Annotated in this window: 12 protein-coding genes; 4 read left to right on the top strand and 8 right to left on the bottom strand. The window is 30.5% G+C overall.

The window, feature by feature from the left end; all coding sequences use genetic code 11:
- Window positions 1-208: 208 nt before the first annotated feature.
- Together B4E59_RS06840 and B4E59_RS06835 are read left to right on the top strand one after the other, a co-directional pair.
- Window positions 209-2563 carry a hypothetical protein gene (locus tag B4E59_RS06840; RefSeq protein ID WP_291052210.1) on the top strand — a complete coding sequence of 785 codons (2355 nt, stop codon included), beginning with the start codon at window positions 209-211 and terminating at the stop codon, window positions 2561-2563.
- Window positions 2564-2692: 129 nt separating this feature from the next.
- Window positions 2693-5056: a TonB-dependent receptor domain-containing protein gene (locus B4E59_RS06835; protein ID WP_291052206.1), complete on the top strand. Its 2364-nt coding sequence runs from the start codon at window positions 2693-2695 to the stop codon at window positions 5054-5056.
- 43 nt (window positions 5057-5099) lie between these two features.
- Here the strand turns inward: B4E59_RS06835 and B4E59_RS06830 are convergent, their stop codons facing one another.
- The 8 genes from B4E59_RS06830 to B4E59_RS06795 form a co-directional block, all read right to left on the bottom strand.
- A complete protein-coding gene (locus B4E59_RS06830; protein WP_291052203.1) occupies window positions 5100-8483 on the bottom strand; it encodes a DUF8818 domain-containing protein in 3384 nt (1127 codons plus the stop codon).
- Between the two features lie 93 nt (window positions 8484-8576).
- Window positions 8577-10208, bottom strand: a complete 1632-nt coding sequence (locus B4E59_RS06825) for an ArnT family glycosyltransferase (RefSeq protein WP_291052200.1) — start codon at window positions 10206-10208, stop codon at window positions 8577-8579.
- Window positions 10192-10827, bottom strand: a complete 636-nt coding sequence (locus tag B4E59_RS06820) for a lipid-A-disaccharide synthase N-terminal domain-containing protein (RefSeq protein ID WP_221855455.1) — start codon at window positions 10825-10827, stop codon at window positions 10192-10194. The genes B4E59_RS06825 and B4E59_RS06820 overlap by 17 nt, the downstream gene beginning before the upstream one ends.
- Window positions 10827-11540 (bottom strand): glycosyltransferase family 2 protein, encoded by a 714-nt coding sequence (locus B4E59_RS06815; protein WP_221855457.1) that lies wholly within the window; start codon window positions 11538-11540, stop codon window positions 10827-10829. Before B4E59_RS06815 ends, B4E59_RS06820 begins: the two co-directional genes overlap by 1 nt.
- A gap of 123 nt (window positions 11541-11663) precedes the next feature.
- Window positions 11664-12713, bottom strand: coding sequence for a glycosyltransferase family 9 protein (locus B4E59_RS06810; protein WP_114998777.1), 1050 nt, complete (start codon window positions 12711-12713; stop codon window positions 11664-11666).
- A 123-nt stretch (window positions 12714-12836) separates the two neighbouring features.
- Window positions 12837-13541 (bottom strand): SDR family oxidoreductase, encoded by a 705-nt coding sequence (locus tag B4E59_RS06805; protein WP_038330800.1) that lies wholly within the window; start codon window positions 13539-13541, stop codon window positions 12837-12839.
- A gap of 13 nt (window positions 13542-13554) precedes the next feature.
- Window positions 13555-14331 (bottom strand): hypothetical protein, encoded by a 777-nt coding sequence (locus tag B4E59_RS06800; RefSeq protein ID WP_125349992.1) that lies wholly within the window; start codon window positions 14329-14331, stop codon window positions 13555-13557.
- A 67-nt stretch (window positions 14332-14398) separates the two neighbouring features.
- The gene (locus B4E59_RS06795; RefSeq protein WP_371875724.1) at window positions 14399-15835 is read right to left on the bottom strand and encodes an amino acid permease; all 1437 of its coding nucleotides are present in this window, start codon (window positions 15833-15835) and stop codon (window positions 14399-14401) included.
- A 181-nt stretch (window positions 15836-16016) separates the two neighbouring features.
- On the opposite strand from B4E59_RS06795, the gene B4E59_RS06790 reads away from it, so the two are divergent.
- Both B4E59_RS06790 and B4E59_RS06785 read left to right on the top strand, forming a co-directional pair.
- Window positions 16017-16685, top strand: a complete 669-nt coding sequence (locus tag B4E59_RS06790; RefSeq protein WP_219033914.1) for a hypothetical protein — start codon at window positions 16017-16019, stop codon at window positions 16683-16685.
- Window positions 16682-17170: a hypothetical protein gene (locus B4E59_RS06785; RefSeq protein ID WP_221855472.1), complete on the top strand. Its 489-nt coding sequence runs from the start codon at window positions 16682-16684 to the stop codon at window positions 17168-17170. The genes B4E59_RS06790 and B4E59_RS06785 overlap by 4 nt, the downstream gene beginning before the upstream one ends.
- Window positions 17171-17174 lie beyond the last annotated feature (4 nt).

The raw sequence follows: 17174 nt of genomic DNA, 5'->3' as shown, positions 1-17174 counted from the left end.
ATTTTTGGGTGCAGTCCAAAATTCTCGAGGTTTTTTTGTTAAAGTCTTTTAATTAAATTCATTAACAAAAATTAACATTATTCGAGAAGAAAAATCGTCATTCAATCAAAAGTTATGATAAATTTTAATAAAAAGTATGAATGAAAATCATCTAAATAATGATAATTTTAAGAATTCAAATTCATTCTATTAGATTAATCATTCTCGCATGAAATATATTTATTTACTCGCATTATACTTTTGCTCGATTACAACTTTTGCGCAATCAAAATTGGAAACGGCTATAAAAAGTCTGGATACAAATTACGCTCAAGAAAAAGTTTATTTATTATTTGATAAGGAAGATTACATTGCTGGAGATAATATTTGGTTCAAAGCTTATACATTAAATGGCTACAAACCAAGCTTAATTTCTACAAATCTTATTGTTGAATTATACGATAAAGACAAAAAATTAATCGACCGAAAATTGGTTCCGATTGTGAACGGTGAAAGTGACGGAACACTGAATACCAAAAACGAAAACGAAGAAGGAATTTACTTTGTAAGAGCCTACACAACGTACATGACTTTCTTCTCAGAAGAATTTCAACATATCAATCAAGTCAAGATTTATAATCCAAATTCTAAATTAAAACTTGTTCCAAATCCAAATTTAAAATGGAATGCAAAAGCTTTTGCTGAAGGTGGAAATTTCATTCAAAATCAGACAACTAAATTTGCTGTAAGATTAAAATCGGACGGAGATTTACCAAAAAAATGGAATGGTTTTGTATTCGAGAAAAATAATCCTACCAATAAAATTACAACATTTGATAATCTAGATGAAAACGTTGCGACTTTTGCGTTGAGAGCAGAAGAAGGCAAATCTTATCAAGTACAATTAAATGACGAAAAAGGAAATCAACAAATTATTGATTTACCTGAAGCTAAAAAAGATGGGATTCTGATGAAAGTTGTTCGAAATAGCAAAGACATTGTGATCCAATTAAAAAGCATCAATCAAGAAAATCCTTTATTGAATCATAAAATTATTGGAACAATTAATAATGAACTTGTAATGAGTTCTCAAATTGTAAAAAGTGTGGAATCGGTTTCAACTTATGTTCCAAAAGAGGTTTTAGACAATGACAAAGGTATTTTGAACATTGCCATTTTTGATGCAAATGATATTCAGGTTGCTCATCGTTTGATATTTATCAATCCAAAAGAATCGTACAAAAAACCTGAAATTTCTTTCGAAACAACGGCTAATCCACGAGAATTAAACACAATTAAGGTAAAATATCCTGAAGAAATTAATTTTTCGGCTGTTATCAAAGATCAAAAAAATAATGATGAAGACAATTTAATTTCTGCAATGTTATTGACGCGAGATTTTAGTTCGAAAATTAATCATCCTACACAATATTTTAAAAATAATGAATTCTCAGAAAATCTGGATGCGCTTTTAATAACAGAAAAATGGAAAAGATTTAATTGGGAAGATTTAGTGGTTGGAAATATCGTAAAACCTACTATTGACAACGATCGTAGATATCTTTCCTACAAAGTGAAAGCATATAATAACGGGAGAGAATTGAGCAATGCTTCGTTGAGTATTATTTATAAAATGCAGAATAATGGAAAAGAATTTGCAACGCTTGATACTGATTATGAAGGAAACTTCGAGATGAATAATTTGTTTTATTATGGGCCAATGGCGATGAATTATTTCTTGAATTCGGAAAATGGAAAATCTGCCAACAACGGAACTTTAACTTTATCTGTTGTGCCAAATTATAAAAGTACAAGTTATAAATCCAAATTGCCTGCAACGCCTTATTTATTAGAAGAAATTACGAATAAAGAAGAAGTCGAGAAGCAGAATACGTATAAACAGAACATCAAAATCATCAATGATAAAAGTATTCGTCTGAAAGAAGTTGTTGTAAAAGCGGATAAAAAATCGAAAACTGAGAAGCTGAACAATGAATTAAGTAGCGGAATGTTTAATAATATAAACGAAACGGTGATAGATTTTGTAAACGAATCTCAGCCAATAGAAGGTTATACAAATATTATGGATTTTTTAGCGGGACGAGTTGCAGGATTAACGGTTTCTAATGGAGTTCCTAAAATCAGAAATTCTGAAGTTGCAATTTATTGGAACGAAATGAAAATGACTTCAGATAATTTAACTAGTATTAATCCTAGAGATATTGCGATGGTAAAAATTTTCAAAGGCGCTGGTTTACTTGGTAATGCAATTGCAATTTACTCTAAACGAGGAAGTGATGCGCCAGTTGATAACACGCCTATGTTACCTAATAATTTAATTCAAATTGGTGGTTATAATCAATCCCTTCCATATTTTAACAATGATGATTACGAATCGCTTTACAACGATGTTCCGAATGACATAAGAAGTACTTTATTTTGGAATCCTAATTTGTATACAGCTCCAGGAGAAGACACAGAAATAGAATATTTCAACAACGATAAACCAAAAGATTATCAATTAACTATAATTGGTTTCGATGAAAAAGGAAATCCTGTTTATTATGAAGGAAAAATAAATTAAATCAAAAACCTCAAGAGATTCTCGAGGTTTTTGGTTTTAATCAAATTCGTCGATAATATAGTAGGGTTTGTCGATTTTAAAGTTCAAAAAGAATCGATTTGGAGAATATTTGTTTAAAATTAATTCAACATGAAAACATTTATTCAACTTATCATTTTATTTAGCGCTAGTTTTCTATTTGCTCAAAACTATACACTAACAGGCGAAGTTATGGAGCAAAATAAAGCGCTTCCTTATGTTGACATTACCTTATCTAATCAAGACACAATTATCAATTTAACAACAGATGAACTTGGAAAATTCGCTATTGAAGCAAAGAAAAATACGTACAAATTTGAAATCAACTATTTTGAAGAAATTGTTTTTCAGAAAGATATTCAATTGAATAATTCTATCGATTTAGGAAAGATTGAAATTAAAACATCTACAAACTTGAAAGAAGTTGTCGTTGGAGCAGAAAAGAAAATCATGGAACGAAAAATCGATCGGTTTGTTTTCAATGTAGAAAATTCTACTTCAGCGGCTGGCGGAACTGCAATGGATGTTTTGCGCGTCACTCCTGGTTTGAATGTAACAAATGATATTATTGCGGTTTCTGGAAAAAATTCTGTAATGGTTTTGATTGATGACAAACCAACTTATATGTCACAAACGGATTTGATTAATTATTTGGAAAGTATTAGCGCTTCTGATATTTCAAAAATTGAAGTCATCACGACTCCGCCTGCAAAATATGAAGCAGAAGGAAATAGTGGAATTATAAATATTGTAACAAAAAAAATAAAAAATAATAGCTGGAATTCCACTATTGGAGCATCATATACGCGAAGTAAAAGAAACACAGAGCGCTACAATGCAGCTTACAATTTACAAAAAGATAAATGGACAGTTCAGACTTCGTTGAATGCTGGAGATAGAAGATTTCTGAGAACATGGAACAACGAATTATTTTTCTCTGATGCGCGCAGACACAACATTTCTTACACAGATTATATCAACAAATATCTAGGAGGACGATTCTCTGTTGATTATAAATTAACCGATAAATGGACAATTGGTTCTAAATTTTCATTCAACAATTCGAAATATAATTCAGAAAATCCACAAGAAATGTTTTTCAAGAATTTAACGAACGAAGTTTATCAAACAAATAAAGGAAATTCATTCGAAAATGGTAAGACGAATCAATCTTTGGTCAATCTTTATTCTGAATTTGCACTTGATTCATTAGGTAAAAAGATTTCATTTGATGCCGATTACGCCAATTATTCATCTCCTATGAATAGAACTTATGCAACCAATTCTTACAAAAATAATCAGTTAATAGAAGATTCTTTTTTTGGTGGAAAAAGTAATTTAAACAATCGTATTGAGAATTTTTCATCTAAAATTGATGTAGAACTTCCTTTAACAAATTTCAATTGGAGTTTTGGGGCTAAATTTTCGCAATCAAAATCAAATAATTTGGTTGAAGCATATAAAGCAGACGAAAATTACAACTATACATTTGATGAAAATTTGTCGAATCTTTTCAAATACAAAGAAAATAACGAAGCAATTTATTTGAACGGAAGTAAAAAGTTTGGAGAAAAATGGCAGATGCAAGCTGGTTTGAGATTAGAAGCAACACAAACAGAAGGTTTTTCGAGAGAAAATAATCAAACGAATAAAACAGATTATATCAAACTGTTTCCGTCATTTTATTTGTTGCATACTTTTGATAAAAGTAAAAGTTTAGGAATTAATTATTCGCGTCGTATCAATCGTCCAAATTACGAAAGTTTAAATCCTTTTCGAATGATACAAAACGAATATGTTTACAACGAAGGAAATCCTTTTTTGAAACCAGCTTTTACACACAATTTAGAACTTACTTTTACTTACAAAAAATTTGATACTCGACTTTATTATTCAAGTTTGAGAGATGGTGTCAATCAAGCTTCAATCATTGATGAGAACACAAAACATAATACTTTTGTTTGGATGAATTTTGTAGATTCGGATAGCTTTGGTTTGAGCCAAAATATGACGATAAATCCTACAAAATGGTGGTCAAGCGTTACTACTTTTGAAGTTTCTTATTCGAGCGCAAATGTTGCAATTTCTTCTAAGCGATTCAAAGGTTGGTCGAGTTCATTATTTTCGACAAATGATTTTACGCTTAATCAACAAAAAACGATGTTTATTAACTTGATTTATTTTCAAAATTTTGGAGAAACTTTCCAAAATTATAAACTAAAACCTTATGCTCGTTTCAATCTTTCGTTCAAATATTTGATGTTAGATAAAAAATTAGAATTGAGTTTGAATGCAACAGATATTTTCAAAGCGCAAGAATATTTATCACAAAATAACAATGGAATCGTACAAACTTTTGCGAATGTATGGGATACTCAAAGCATAAGAATTGGATTGAATTATAAATTCGGAAGTAATAAATTATCAGTAAAAAATCGCGAAACTGGAAATCAAGATGAAGTAAATAGAATGTAAAAATAATAATAAAAGACGATTTTATAAAATCGTCTTTTTTTATTTAAAACCTCGCTTGCACTTGCACACTTCCCGTATGTATTGGCTTATTTTCTTCGGTTTTTCGTCCATCATACGAAATATTCAATTGCAAAAAACTTGTGATTTGCCGTTGGATTTGCAACTGCCAAACAAAATTATTTCCAGCGCGCAAACCTTCCATCATTTGATTTCCAACAACAGATTCTTGGTTTCCGATAAATTTATTGTTGATAAAACTAAAACTTCCCAACAAACTCATTTTATCCGAACCGTTCCATTGAATTTCTGTTCCCAAATCCGACTGATTTAATTGCTCTTCACCCGAAACATTCTTCTTATTTTGATAATTATAAAACAACGACGCAACAAGATTTTTTTCTGTTTGATACGTAATTTTTGGTGATAAACGAAGATTATTTAACTTATATCGTCTACTCAAAAATAATTCAGAATCGCTGTTAATCACCATATATTCAGTATCGAAACTTGCGATTAGATCTTGCAAAATCTTATAACGCGCTTGCAACAAATAACTGTCTGAATCACGGTATTCAGAACCTGTGTAAACATACGTTTGGGATTGTTGTTGATTGTAAATAAAATTTGACGACCATTTATATTGTGTTCCTTGATTAAAGAAAATCGACGAACGAATACTTCTTGTTTTACCTAAAATTTGAGCCGAATTCGTAAAAGGATTCCATTCTAACGTCGTTCCTTCTTTGCGCAACGAGTTACTTGCCGAGATATTTTGCTGAAACATCCAACGATTCCAGAATTCATTTTCGGTATTAAAAACTTGTTTTGGACGAAAACGCAACGTAAAATTGAATTGATTTTTATTCGTTTTCAAATACTCGATTGTATTCGTATACACGCGAATATAATTTGCTTGGTCGATAAATTCTGCCACTTCAAACTCGTCAATTTGCTCAATTCCATCGCCGTTATAATCCGTCCATTTGTAAATTCCCATTCCATCCGAAACTTTTACATACTGAAATTCACGCTGCGGTTCCACACCGCTTCCCACTTCATAATCTACATTTAATTGTAAACCTTGATTGAAAAAAGCTTTGTACCATTTTACGCTTCCTGTCATAAAATCTTCGTTCGGCGCATCTAAAAATTGATAATTAACTCGTCGATAATGGAAATTTAAATTTAATTGATGATTTTGTTTTTGTATTAATGTTGAATTAAAAATAGCTCCTTTACTTTGTTGAATATTTTGCCAAGTCCCTAAACGAACCGAATCGTCTTGACGTTGATAAACCGTCAAATCGATTTTATGACCAAGCGAATCTGCAAAACCTCCTTTCAACTGAAATTCATTCCATTTAAAACTTAAATCTGATTTTTGATTTTTTGTCAAATCATCCATGTCATTATTCTCGCCCCAAACTCTCGCTCCAACCCAAAATTTATTTCCAATTTTTCGTTTTCCATCTACCATATAACGCGCAAAATTGGTATTTTGAAGCGTTGCTTTTGTTGATAAAATATTTGCTTGCGCAACGATTTCGTCTTTTTCAGTTTTATAATTTGCATCAAGTTGATTTCTCAAACCTTTGTACAAACCAGTATTTTCAAGATAATCGAATTTATATTGTGCATTAAATTTTTCTTTCCAAGATGAATTGATTTTTGCTGTGATAAAATTCTGATTTACGCCACTTAATTCTTGTTCCAAATTAAAATCTCGTGCAAATTCAACAGCTCGTAAACGCTCTGCACTTTTATAATTTTTATTAATAAAATTCCATTCCGCATAAGGTGTAATTTTCCAATTTTTGAAAGAAAATGTTTTTTCACCATAAACACGAGTTGCTAAACCAGAATTGTTTTGATCATCAATCGATGAAAATAAATTTTGATCATAATTACTCAAACCTAAATTAAAACCAACATTTCCATTATTTCTCAATTGATATTGTCCATTCAACGTATAAATCTGCAACTTTTTAGGCGAAATTAATTGCTTTATTGGTTCATAATCACCTTGTAAAACTCCAGCAATTGCTTCGTTATATTGAAAGACTTTCCCATTTTGATTCGCATTTATTTGTCGATAATTTCCTTGATTAGCGCCAACATACGTGAAAGCCACTTGATACAATTCATCGTTTGGATCCGTCGAATATTCAAAAATATCTAATCCATTTTGATTTACTTTTCGATACAAGATTTTATTCGAATCATACGTCGTTTTCTCTGCAGAAATGGTGTACATTTTATCTGGATCATTCCCTGCATTTGCCAAAATTTGCTTTTCAGCATCTGTCAAATCATTTCCAAGTGAATTATTCTGCGAATCTCCTTGAGAAAAGAAAAAACCTGACAATTTCAATCGTTCCGATTCGTATTCAGCTCCACCATAAAGTAAAACTTGTGAATAATTTCGAGAATTGTACAAATACTCCACATTAATACGCGTATTTGCGGTAATCAATCGGTTTGAAGTGAAAGAAATTTCTCCTGTATTGTAATTAATTACATAATCATTTTGCTCGCCACGCTCCAACAAAACACCATCAATATATACTTTTTCACTTCCCGAAATAATAATCACATACAATTCATTATTCTTTCCAGAAAGCCTGTAAGGACCTTGATTTCCGTCTTGTCCAACAAAATTAACACGCATAAATTCACCTCGTGTAATGCTTCCAGAAGCAAAAATATTGGTCGACGATTTTTCGCTTTTTAACTGAGTTGACAATTGTAAACCTGTTACTTTTTGATTAAATGGATTGAAAAAATCTCGTTCTTGATTGGTATTAATATCAATATGTCCAGCTCTAATTTTCGAATTTTTACTGGCTAATTCGATGTAAACTTTATCAAATTCTTGCAAATTTTGCGTGTATCCATCCGATTCTATTGGCACATTATTATCCGCAATCGCCGCATTTACTGTAATATCATCCGATAATTTTCCAGACAATTCCAAATCCAACGAAGATTGCACAGACGCACTTTGATTATTCCCGAAACGAATTCCACGAACCATTGATCCTTTGCTATTCAAACCATCAAAAACATCTTTGTTCGCTTGTTTTGAATTCGGTTCTATTCGATGAAAAATATCAACTGGTTTTGCATCATTAACAATGATATTCGGATTTTTGGCATAAAAAACAGATTCGGCTAATTTTGGATTAACAAAATACTGAATTTTCACCATTTGTTTGGCGATTGAAGAATTGAAATAAACCTCGTTTCGTTCAAAATTTATCGTATAAAATTCTTTTGAAATTGGATTTCCTATTGAATCTAAAATTTGAAATTTTTCTGACAAAATTCCTTTATTTTGCAGCTTTATCGTATCAGAAAGTTGAACAGAATCTTGTCTAAAATTAGGATTTTTCCACCCAAAATGTTGAGCAAAAACAAAACTGTTCACTAACCAAAAACATAGAAAAAATAGAATCCGAAACTGCAAAAGATTTTATTAGAATAACGAAAATTTAAGCTAAAAATTTTACTCGAAATTTAATCACTTTTTTTGAATCAAATAATAGTTTCTTTGGATACGATCGTTATAATTTTTTTGATTTTTTGAAGAATGATTCAAATCGACCACACCAATTTTTTTGATTGAATAATTATTGAAATGATCCGCAAAAAAAGTAGAATCTGACGGACTTGCTAACATTCCAAATTTCTCTTCTTTCGGAAAGATAGTTTTCTTTCCATCGTTAATTGCAGGAATTGAAGTCCCATAATCCAACACTATTTCAGGAACAAAACTTTGCCATTCGTATGTTTTGATTTGATTTTGTTGTTCTAATTTTTTCAGATTTTTAGCAGAAGAATACAATTCTTCGGAAAAAGTTAATTTGGAAAGTGGAAATCCAAACGCAACAACTGAGCACATCAATAAAATAGTTGAGTAAAATATCTGTTCGAATGATTTTATCTTTAATCCTTTAAAAATTGAGATTCCTAAAATTAATCCTACGACAGCAAAAGGAATCGACCAAACCAAAAATTCTGACAAACGATCTTTTGTATAAATAAAAACACCAACTGAAATTGCGATTCCTATTATTCCGTATAAACCAAACGCAAAATTGGTAAAATATCGTTCAGTTTTATTTGATAAATTTTTGAATTCTAATCGTAAATATTCGATATAAAAGCCAATATTCATCGCTAAAGGAATTAAAACTGGTAATAAATATCTTGATTTTTTTTCTGGAATTACAGATAATAAAACCACCGATAAAATCGTCCATAACCAAGCAAATTGATAGGCTTTTTTGTTTGCAACTTTATTCTTTAGATAGGGATAAATCAAACTTACCAAAGCCGGAATTGTCCATAAACCAGATTGCGTAAAGAAACTCCAATAATAATAAATTGGGCGAGTATTATAGCTATGCCAATTGTTCACTTCCTTTTGAGAAGCCGCTAAAAAATGTTCTGGATCAAAATATTTCACATACATCATCCATGCAAATCCTACAACACAACCTAATATTATCGTTAAAATTGTAATTCCTAAATTTCTTCCTAATTTGTATCTATAAACAATAAAATAGGCAATTAAAAAAGGTAAAAATAACGCATACAACGAAACTGGACCTTTGCTCATTATCGAACAAGCCAACACGAAAAATGCAGCAATAAAATTGAATAAATTAAATTTTGATGATTGAAATTCTTTCACCAAAAACAATATTGCTCCCATCACAAAACTATGCGTGTACATGTCCCAATTGTTATCTCTCCCTGAGAAAAACACGTAAAATGAAGTGATTAAAACCAATGAAGAATTAACAACTTGTTGTTTTGTTAAATCGAAATGCGTTAATGTTTTATAGAACCAAACGACTAATAAAATGGTAATTAGAACAACTGGAATGCGTAGCCAAAAAAAGTTTTCGAAACCAAAAACACTTCCAAAAACAGCTGTAATCCAAGTTGGTAAAGGTGGCTTTTCATAACGAGGCAAACCGTTAAGCGTGGTAAAAATCCAATTTCCATCGTGTACCATTTCTCGCGCCGAAATAATGTTTCGAGCTTCCATAATGTTGGTTTGTAAAGCGCCAAGATTGACAAACAACATCAAAATTGTTACGATGATTAAAAATAAAACTGAATTTTGCTTAATCCACTGAACCATTTTTTTCTTTTCGTTTGATTAATATATTTCGAGCATAAACGATAAATCCCATAAAATGACCAACAAATAAAACGGGATCTTTTCGAATAATCGCGTAAATTAAAATCAACAATGATCCTGTTAAACTAATTGCCCAAAATCCCATTGGTAATTGCGATTCGTGTTTTCGTTCGGAATAAATCCATTGATAGACGAAACGAAATGTAAAAAGTACCTGAGATACGACTCCTAAAAATAAAAGCCACATCGGAATTTTTTCGTTTTTGAATAATAAATCTACATCAAAAATTCCGTTATTGAAGCCATAAAAAACAATTAATGCAGGAAAAATATACAGAAAAATACGTACTATTTTTGGAAATTCTTTCCAATGATTTTGAAGTTGAATATTTCTGATATAGATATAATACGTCAATGTTTGTCCCAACATAATTGAAAAATCATGACGCAAATAACCATATAAAAATAGCAAAACAGAGGCAAACAAGCTAACTTCCCAAAATAATTTTGGTGTAAGAACTTTTTTATTCTTTTCGGAAACAATCCATTGTAAAATAAGACGACTCGAAAAAAGTGCTTGTGCAAGAAATCCAATACTGATGATAACCCAATTTGGCATTATGCTCTTTCTTGAATTTTATAATTGATGTATTTTTTCTTCATCCAAACAAATGCAAAACAATCCATTAACGGTCCTAATAAACGATTCCATAAATTGAATTTTGATTCGCCTGCTATACGTGGAAAATGTTTGACAGGAACTTGAGTTACTGTTCCGTTTTGTAATAAAATCATAGCTGGTAAAAATCGGTGCAATCCTTTGAACATCGGAATTTTTTTCGCTTTTTCAGCATCTATAACTTTTAATGGGCAACCTGTATCATCCATTCCGTCATTGGTAAATGCTCTACGAATAGAATTGGCAATTTTAGATGACATATTTTTCACGAAAGAATCTTTGCGATCTGCACGAACACCAGTCACCAAATCAAATTGATCTGCTAACTCTAATAATTTATTGAAATCTTCTGGATCTGTCTGTAAATCTGCATCAATATAACCAACCCATTTAGATTTCACTGTATCAAAACCAGCTTTTATAGCAGCAGATAAGCCATAATTTTTGTCAAAAGAAATATAATGAAAAGCTTGATTTCTACTACAAATCTCTTTCATAAGAGCCAAACTTTTGTCTTTAGAACCATCATTAATCAATAAAATTTCAGTCTGTTTTATTGACTTTGACAGATATTGATTCATTGTTTCTTCCAATCTTATCAAGTTATCTTCCTCATTATAAATTGGGATAACAATTGTAAACTCTGTTGACATTTTTATATTATTTCAAAGGACAAAGCTATGAAATTATCAAACGAAATTAAAATATTTTTATAGAAATTAATTTACTCTATATCAAATCAATATAAATTTTATTCAATGATAAAAAACAGCTTTTTAAACCAATAATTTATCCATTTCTTGAATAAGAATCCTCTTATCTTCATTATTAATCAAGACTACAGCATTTCCTACTCCATAAGGTTTATAACGCTCTAAGAAGCTTTGATCTTTAAACAAACCAATTGTTTTTGTAGACGCAGCACAACTCAAATGCATCATACCAGAATCGGCTGCAATCACAAATTCGCAACTTTTCATCAACGCTGCAATTTCTCTCACATCTTTACTATAATAAGTAGGCAATCTATGATTTAACATCGAAATATTTTCGACAGGTAAAATTTCAATTAGATTATATTCTTGCGAATATTTTGGATAAAATAAATTATAAAATTCTATCCACCATTCCTCATCATAACATTTTACACCTGTTGCATACGTAAAAAACGCCAACGTTCTCTTTGAAGGATCTTGAATCAATTCATTTAACATTTCTACTCCTTTCAAAGATTCTTTCTCTGTTAGCTGAATATTTAGAGTTGGAATATCTAAATTCCCTTCTTTATTTTTAAATAATTCTATGAATTTTCTAAACAGATAAACTGGATATTGCGCTTGATGAATATGAATTTCTTGATTCGAATTCATTTCAAATTCATTTCCAAAAATTTTATACTTAGAATTCGCAAAAGAAGTTGAAAGTCGTCCTGAAGATGAATTTTTATCAACATTAATGACTAAATCGTAATTCTTTTTTTTGATTTTTAGCCAAACTTTAGCGTATTGAATCAATTCTTTGAAAGGTTTTTTAGGTAATTCAATAATTTGATCAACTTGAGGATAGTTCTCAAAAATAATCGGAGCAACCTTACCTTTTACAAATAAGTCAATTTTAACACCAGGATTATATCGGATAATTTCCTGAATCAAAGGTGTAATCAATAGAATATTTCCTAAACGCTGATTGGGTCTGTTTATCAGTACTCTATTAAGTTCAAGAGGTTTTTCTTTGTCTATCTTTGGCAAATTACCATCACCTATTCCTCCTGTTAATCGACGCATAATTGTACGACGAAAATGATTGACTGATTTTTTAAAATTCATTAAAAAGTGCTCGTTAAAAAAATACCTTTATTGTATTCTTATTTTTCCACGAAACTATGTAAACTATTGGTAATTACGAAATATTTTTTTCATAAAAAAAGATCTCTTATCGAGATCTTTAAATTATTTTGTTTTCGTAGGACGAACTTCTATTTTACTTGGCAAAACATTTGGATTCATTTTCAATAAATCAACTACCATTTGTCCTAAATCTTCGGGCTGAATTTTCCATCCATCCTCCGAATTTGGCACATGATCATTAAAGTTTGAAGTCACAGAACCAGGCATAATCGTTGTACATTTGATATCATAATTTCTCAAATCTAACATCGCTGCTTGGGTAAAACCGACAACGCCAAATTTCGAAGCATTGTAACCCGCTCCATTCGCAAAGAAATTTGTTCCCGCCAAAGAAGCAATCGAAATATAATATCCTTTCGAAACTTTTAGTGCTTCAACAGACGCTTTTATTGTATGAAAAACTCCTGTCAGGTTAGTATCAATCATCGCATTCCAATCTTCTAAAGAAAGTTCATCAACTGGCGCAAATTTTCCTAAACCAGCATTTGCAATCACAATATCCAAACGTCCAAACGCAGAAATAATTTGCTCAATTGCATTTTGTTCATCTTCGAAATGTCTCACATCCGACTGAATAGCCAATACATTTTGATTTCCTAAATAATGACGAGCTTTTTCAACATCATCAATGTTTCGTCCAGAAATTGCCACTTTCAAACCATTTTCTACCAATGATTTTGCAATTCCTAATCCAATTCCTTTTGTTCCCCCCGTTATATAAGCTACTTTACCTTCTATATTTTGCATAATTATTTTAGTTTTATTTTTGGTTCAGCCAATTCCATTTACCATCTTTTCGGTAAATAAATCCGCCTTCTTTTGCGTTATCTTGATGCACATAAATCGCATCATAATCTAAAGTTACGATTTCATTTTTAGAAACTCCATTTAAATTTCGTTTCACTCCATCTTTATAATTCGAATAAAGTGGCGTTCCTTTTGGAATCATCATCAACGTTCCGAAATCATAATTTGTAATTTTGAACGGATCTTTTGCTCCTCCCAAACCATAAATTTGACTTCCTTTTTTCATATTATTCACAATAAATAAACGGATATTTCCTTTTGTATCAATCATTCTATATAAATAATCCACCACACCGTCACCAAAAAAGTCGCCTTTAATTGCGAAGCATTTGTAAGCTGTTGCTAAATAAAATTCGCTAAAAGCTGGGTGCGTAGAAATTTCTGTTTCGAATTGATTGACAAAATTTTGTTGTGTGATTAAATAACCACTAAACGCATACAAATCGCCTTGAGCAGAAGAATCATTAACTCCTTCATCCAAAATTAATTTAGACGAGCTAACATCTAATTTCACCCAGTTTCCACTTTTTGCTTTCCCATTATCTTTAATTGCAAACGCTTCACCTTTTTCTGAAATTTTAACAGGATATCCATACGGAATTTTACCAATTCGTTTTCCATTCGGACTTGTTCTAACTGTCAATCCTTCTTGCGCTATAACTTGATAAATTTCTTGTGAAAACACAATAGAACTCATCATCAAAATGAATCCAACAACTATTTTTTTCATGATGTAAAATTAAAAAGCTTCAAGTAATCTTGAAGCTTTTATATGAACTATTTTAAATTAAAATTTATCAAGAATTCTTAGTCTTTTTATTTTCTTTTACAATTCGATAAGCGATGTAAAGGAAGATCAACCAAACTGGAATTAATTCTACTGAAATTTTAAGTCCTGTAAACCACATAATCACTAAAATTCCAAATAAGAAAATTAGACAAATATAATTACTGATAGGATACAAGAAAGATGGAAATAATGTTTTTGTATTCTCCAAATTCTTTTGTTTTCGGTATTTAAGATGTGTTATCGAAATCATAATCCAGTTAATTACCAACGAAGAAACCACTAAAGACATCAATACATGAAATGCATCTTCTGGAATTATTTTATTAATTAAAATACAAATTGCTGCGAAAAAAGATGAAACTAAAATCGCCATAACAGGGACGTGATTTTTGTTTAATTTTTTTAAGAATTTAGGCGCATTTCCTTGTTCTGCCAAACCATATAACATTCTACTATTACTGTAAACAGAGCTATTGTAAACTGATAAAGCAGCCGTCAAAACAATAATGTTTAGTGCATTGGCAATTAATCTTGAAAAATCAATTGTGTTACCAAAAATATTTAGTTTCAAATGATTCAAATTCTCAAAAACCATTACAAAAGGACTACTTTTATCCGTAATCGTTTCCCAAGGAGCTAACGAAAATAAGATAATTAATGCTCCAACATAGAAGATTAAAATTCTATAAATTACTTGATTGGTTGCTTTTGGAATTGTTTTTTCTGGATTTTTAGCTTCAGCAGCTGTGATGCCAATCAATTCTAAACCTCCAAAAGAAAACATAATAAGAGCCATTGCGGCGAATAATCCACTAAAACCGCCTTCGCTATTACCAGATAACCAACCTTTTGGAAAAAAACCTCCGTTGTTCCAAAGATTTTGTATTGTTGCTTGTTCACCTCCAGTTCCGCTTATTAATAAGTAAGCTCCGAAGATTATCATAGCAATAATGGCAATTACTTTGATGATAGAAAACCAAAATTCAGCTTCACCAAACATTTTTACTGAGCCTAAATTCAATGCGTTAATCACAATAAAAAAGAACAAACTCGACGCCCATAATGGAATTTCTGGCCACCAAAATTGTACATAAATTCCGATTGCAGTCAATTCGGACATACTTACTAAAACGTAAAGAATCCAATAATTCCAACCAGAAGCAAATCCAGCAAAAGATCCCCAATATTTATATGCAAAATGACTAAAGCTTCCTGAAACAGGCTCGTTAACAACCATTTCTCCTAATTGGCGCATAATAAAAAAGGCTATAATTCCTGCAATTGCATATCCCAAAATAACAGATGGTCCAGCTAAAACAGCAGCAGGTCCAATTCCTAAAAACAAACCAGTTCCAATCGCGCCACCTAAAGCAATCAATTGAATATGTCGGTTAGTAAGGCCTCTTTGTAATTCTTTTTCTTCAGTATTATTTATTTGACTCACGTGTGATGTATTAATTTGTTAAATATATGTAAAAACTATTTTCTAAAAGAACAATTTGAAGAATTGTCTTGTTTGAATTAATATAAAGAAAATGCTTTAATAATAAATTTTATTCATGTTAAATCATCTAAAAATTGAAAAAATATTCAATAAAATTTCTAATTATATAAAAATCAACCTTATGAAAAAACTACTTTTTACTTTTCTATTGACTCTATTCACCTCAGTTCAACTTTTTGCAGATGGACCTTTTTTATATTCTTTACCTTTTGGTTCGAGAGTTTATCCTGATGAAACGATCTTAGAAAAAACGAAAGAAAAAGGAATTGATTATTCTACTTTCGAAAAATATATGTTGGATAATAATATAGAATTAGGCAAAAAAGTTGGGCTTCTTTCTGAACTCGAAGTTTATTTTGTGGTGAATGATAATCAAAAATCATATTTTGTTGATTATAAAGAGAAATTTAAAAAGTCAGTTGGAAAGAAATTTGGAACTAAAACTCCAATCAATGAACGATTTTTAATTGCGTTGATGGATGATTACGATATAGAATCTCCTAAAGTAGAAGTATATCAAAAATTTGTTGATGAAAATCCTCAAAGTAAAACGATGCAATTTGTGAATATTTTTGCTTATAATTTTAATCTTATTTGGGATGATGATAAAAAAGATTATTCTTCTATGAATGATTTTATAGAAAAATATCAAGATAATTGTTTGCAAAATTTTGAGAGTTTTAACAACGATACTTCTGCCGATATTTTTTCTGAATTTGAAGAGATTATTGCGTTAGGATACAATTGCGATTATGCTTTGAATGTCTTGCTCCTGCAAATAATCGATTGAATATTCTGAATCAAAAAACAGGATTTACTTTAAATAAAATTGCAAATGCAGAACCAATTCCAAGAATGGTTGTGACGTCAAATGCTTCTCAAATTGGATTGTCGGCTTATGAATGGTTAGGTGAGGAAATGATGTTAATTTCAAGCTTGAAAATTTCGGATGAAGAGAAAACTCTTCTGAATTATTTTGCCGTAAATGAAACATACAATTATATCAATCATGTCAACAATCTATATGTTTTATTTGAAGCGATTCAGAAAATGCCCTCACAATTAGCGAAATCTGCGAATAATAAATCTGTTGAAAAAATTGCTGCAAAAGATAATTGGAAGAAAATAAATCAATTGTATGATGTATTGAAAAAGAATTTTCAAAAAGAGAATGAAATAGCTGTAGATTCTAGCTCAAACCTTGATGATTTGCGTAATTTGATTTATTATTTGTATCTCAATCCAAAAGAATTGTCAAAAGTTTATCAAAACTAATTAT

Origin of the sequence: Empedobacter sp. UBA2044, assembly GCF_002333005.1 — a bacterium.
Lineage (GTDB): Bacteria > Bacteroidota > Bacteroidia > Flavobacteriales > Weeksellaceae > Empedobacter > Empedobacter falsenii_B.
Note: the sequence above shows the minus strand (reverse complement) of the source record. Positions and strands in the feature narration are given on the sequence as shown.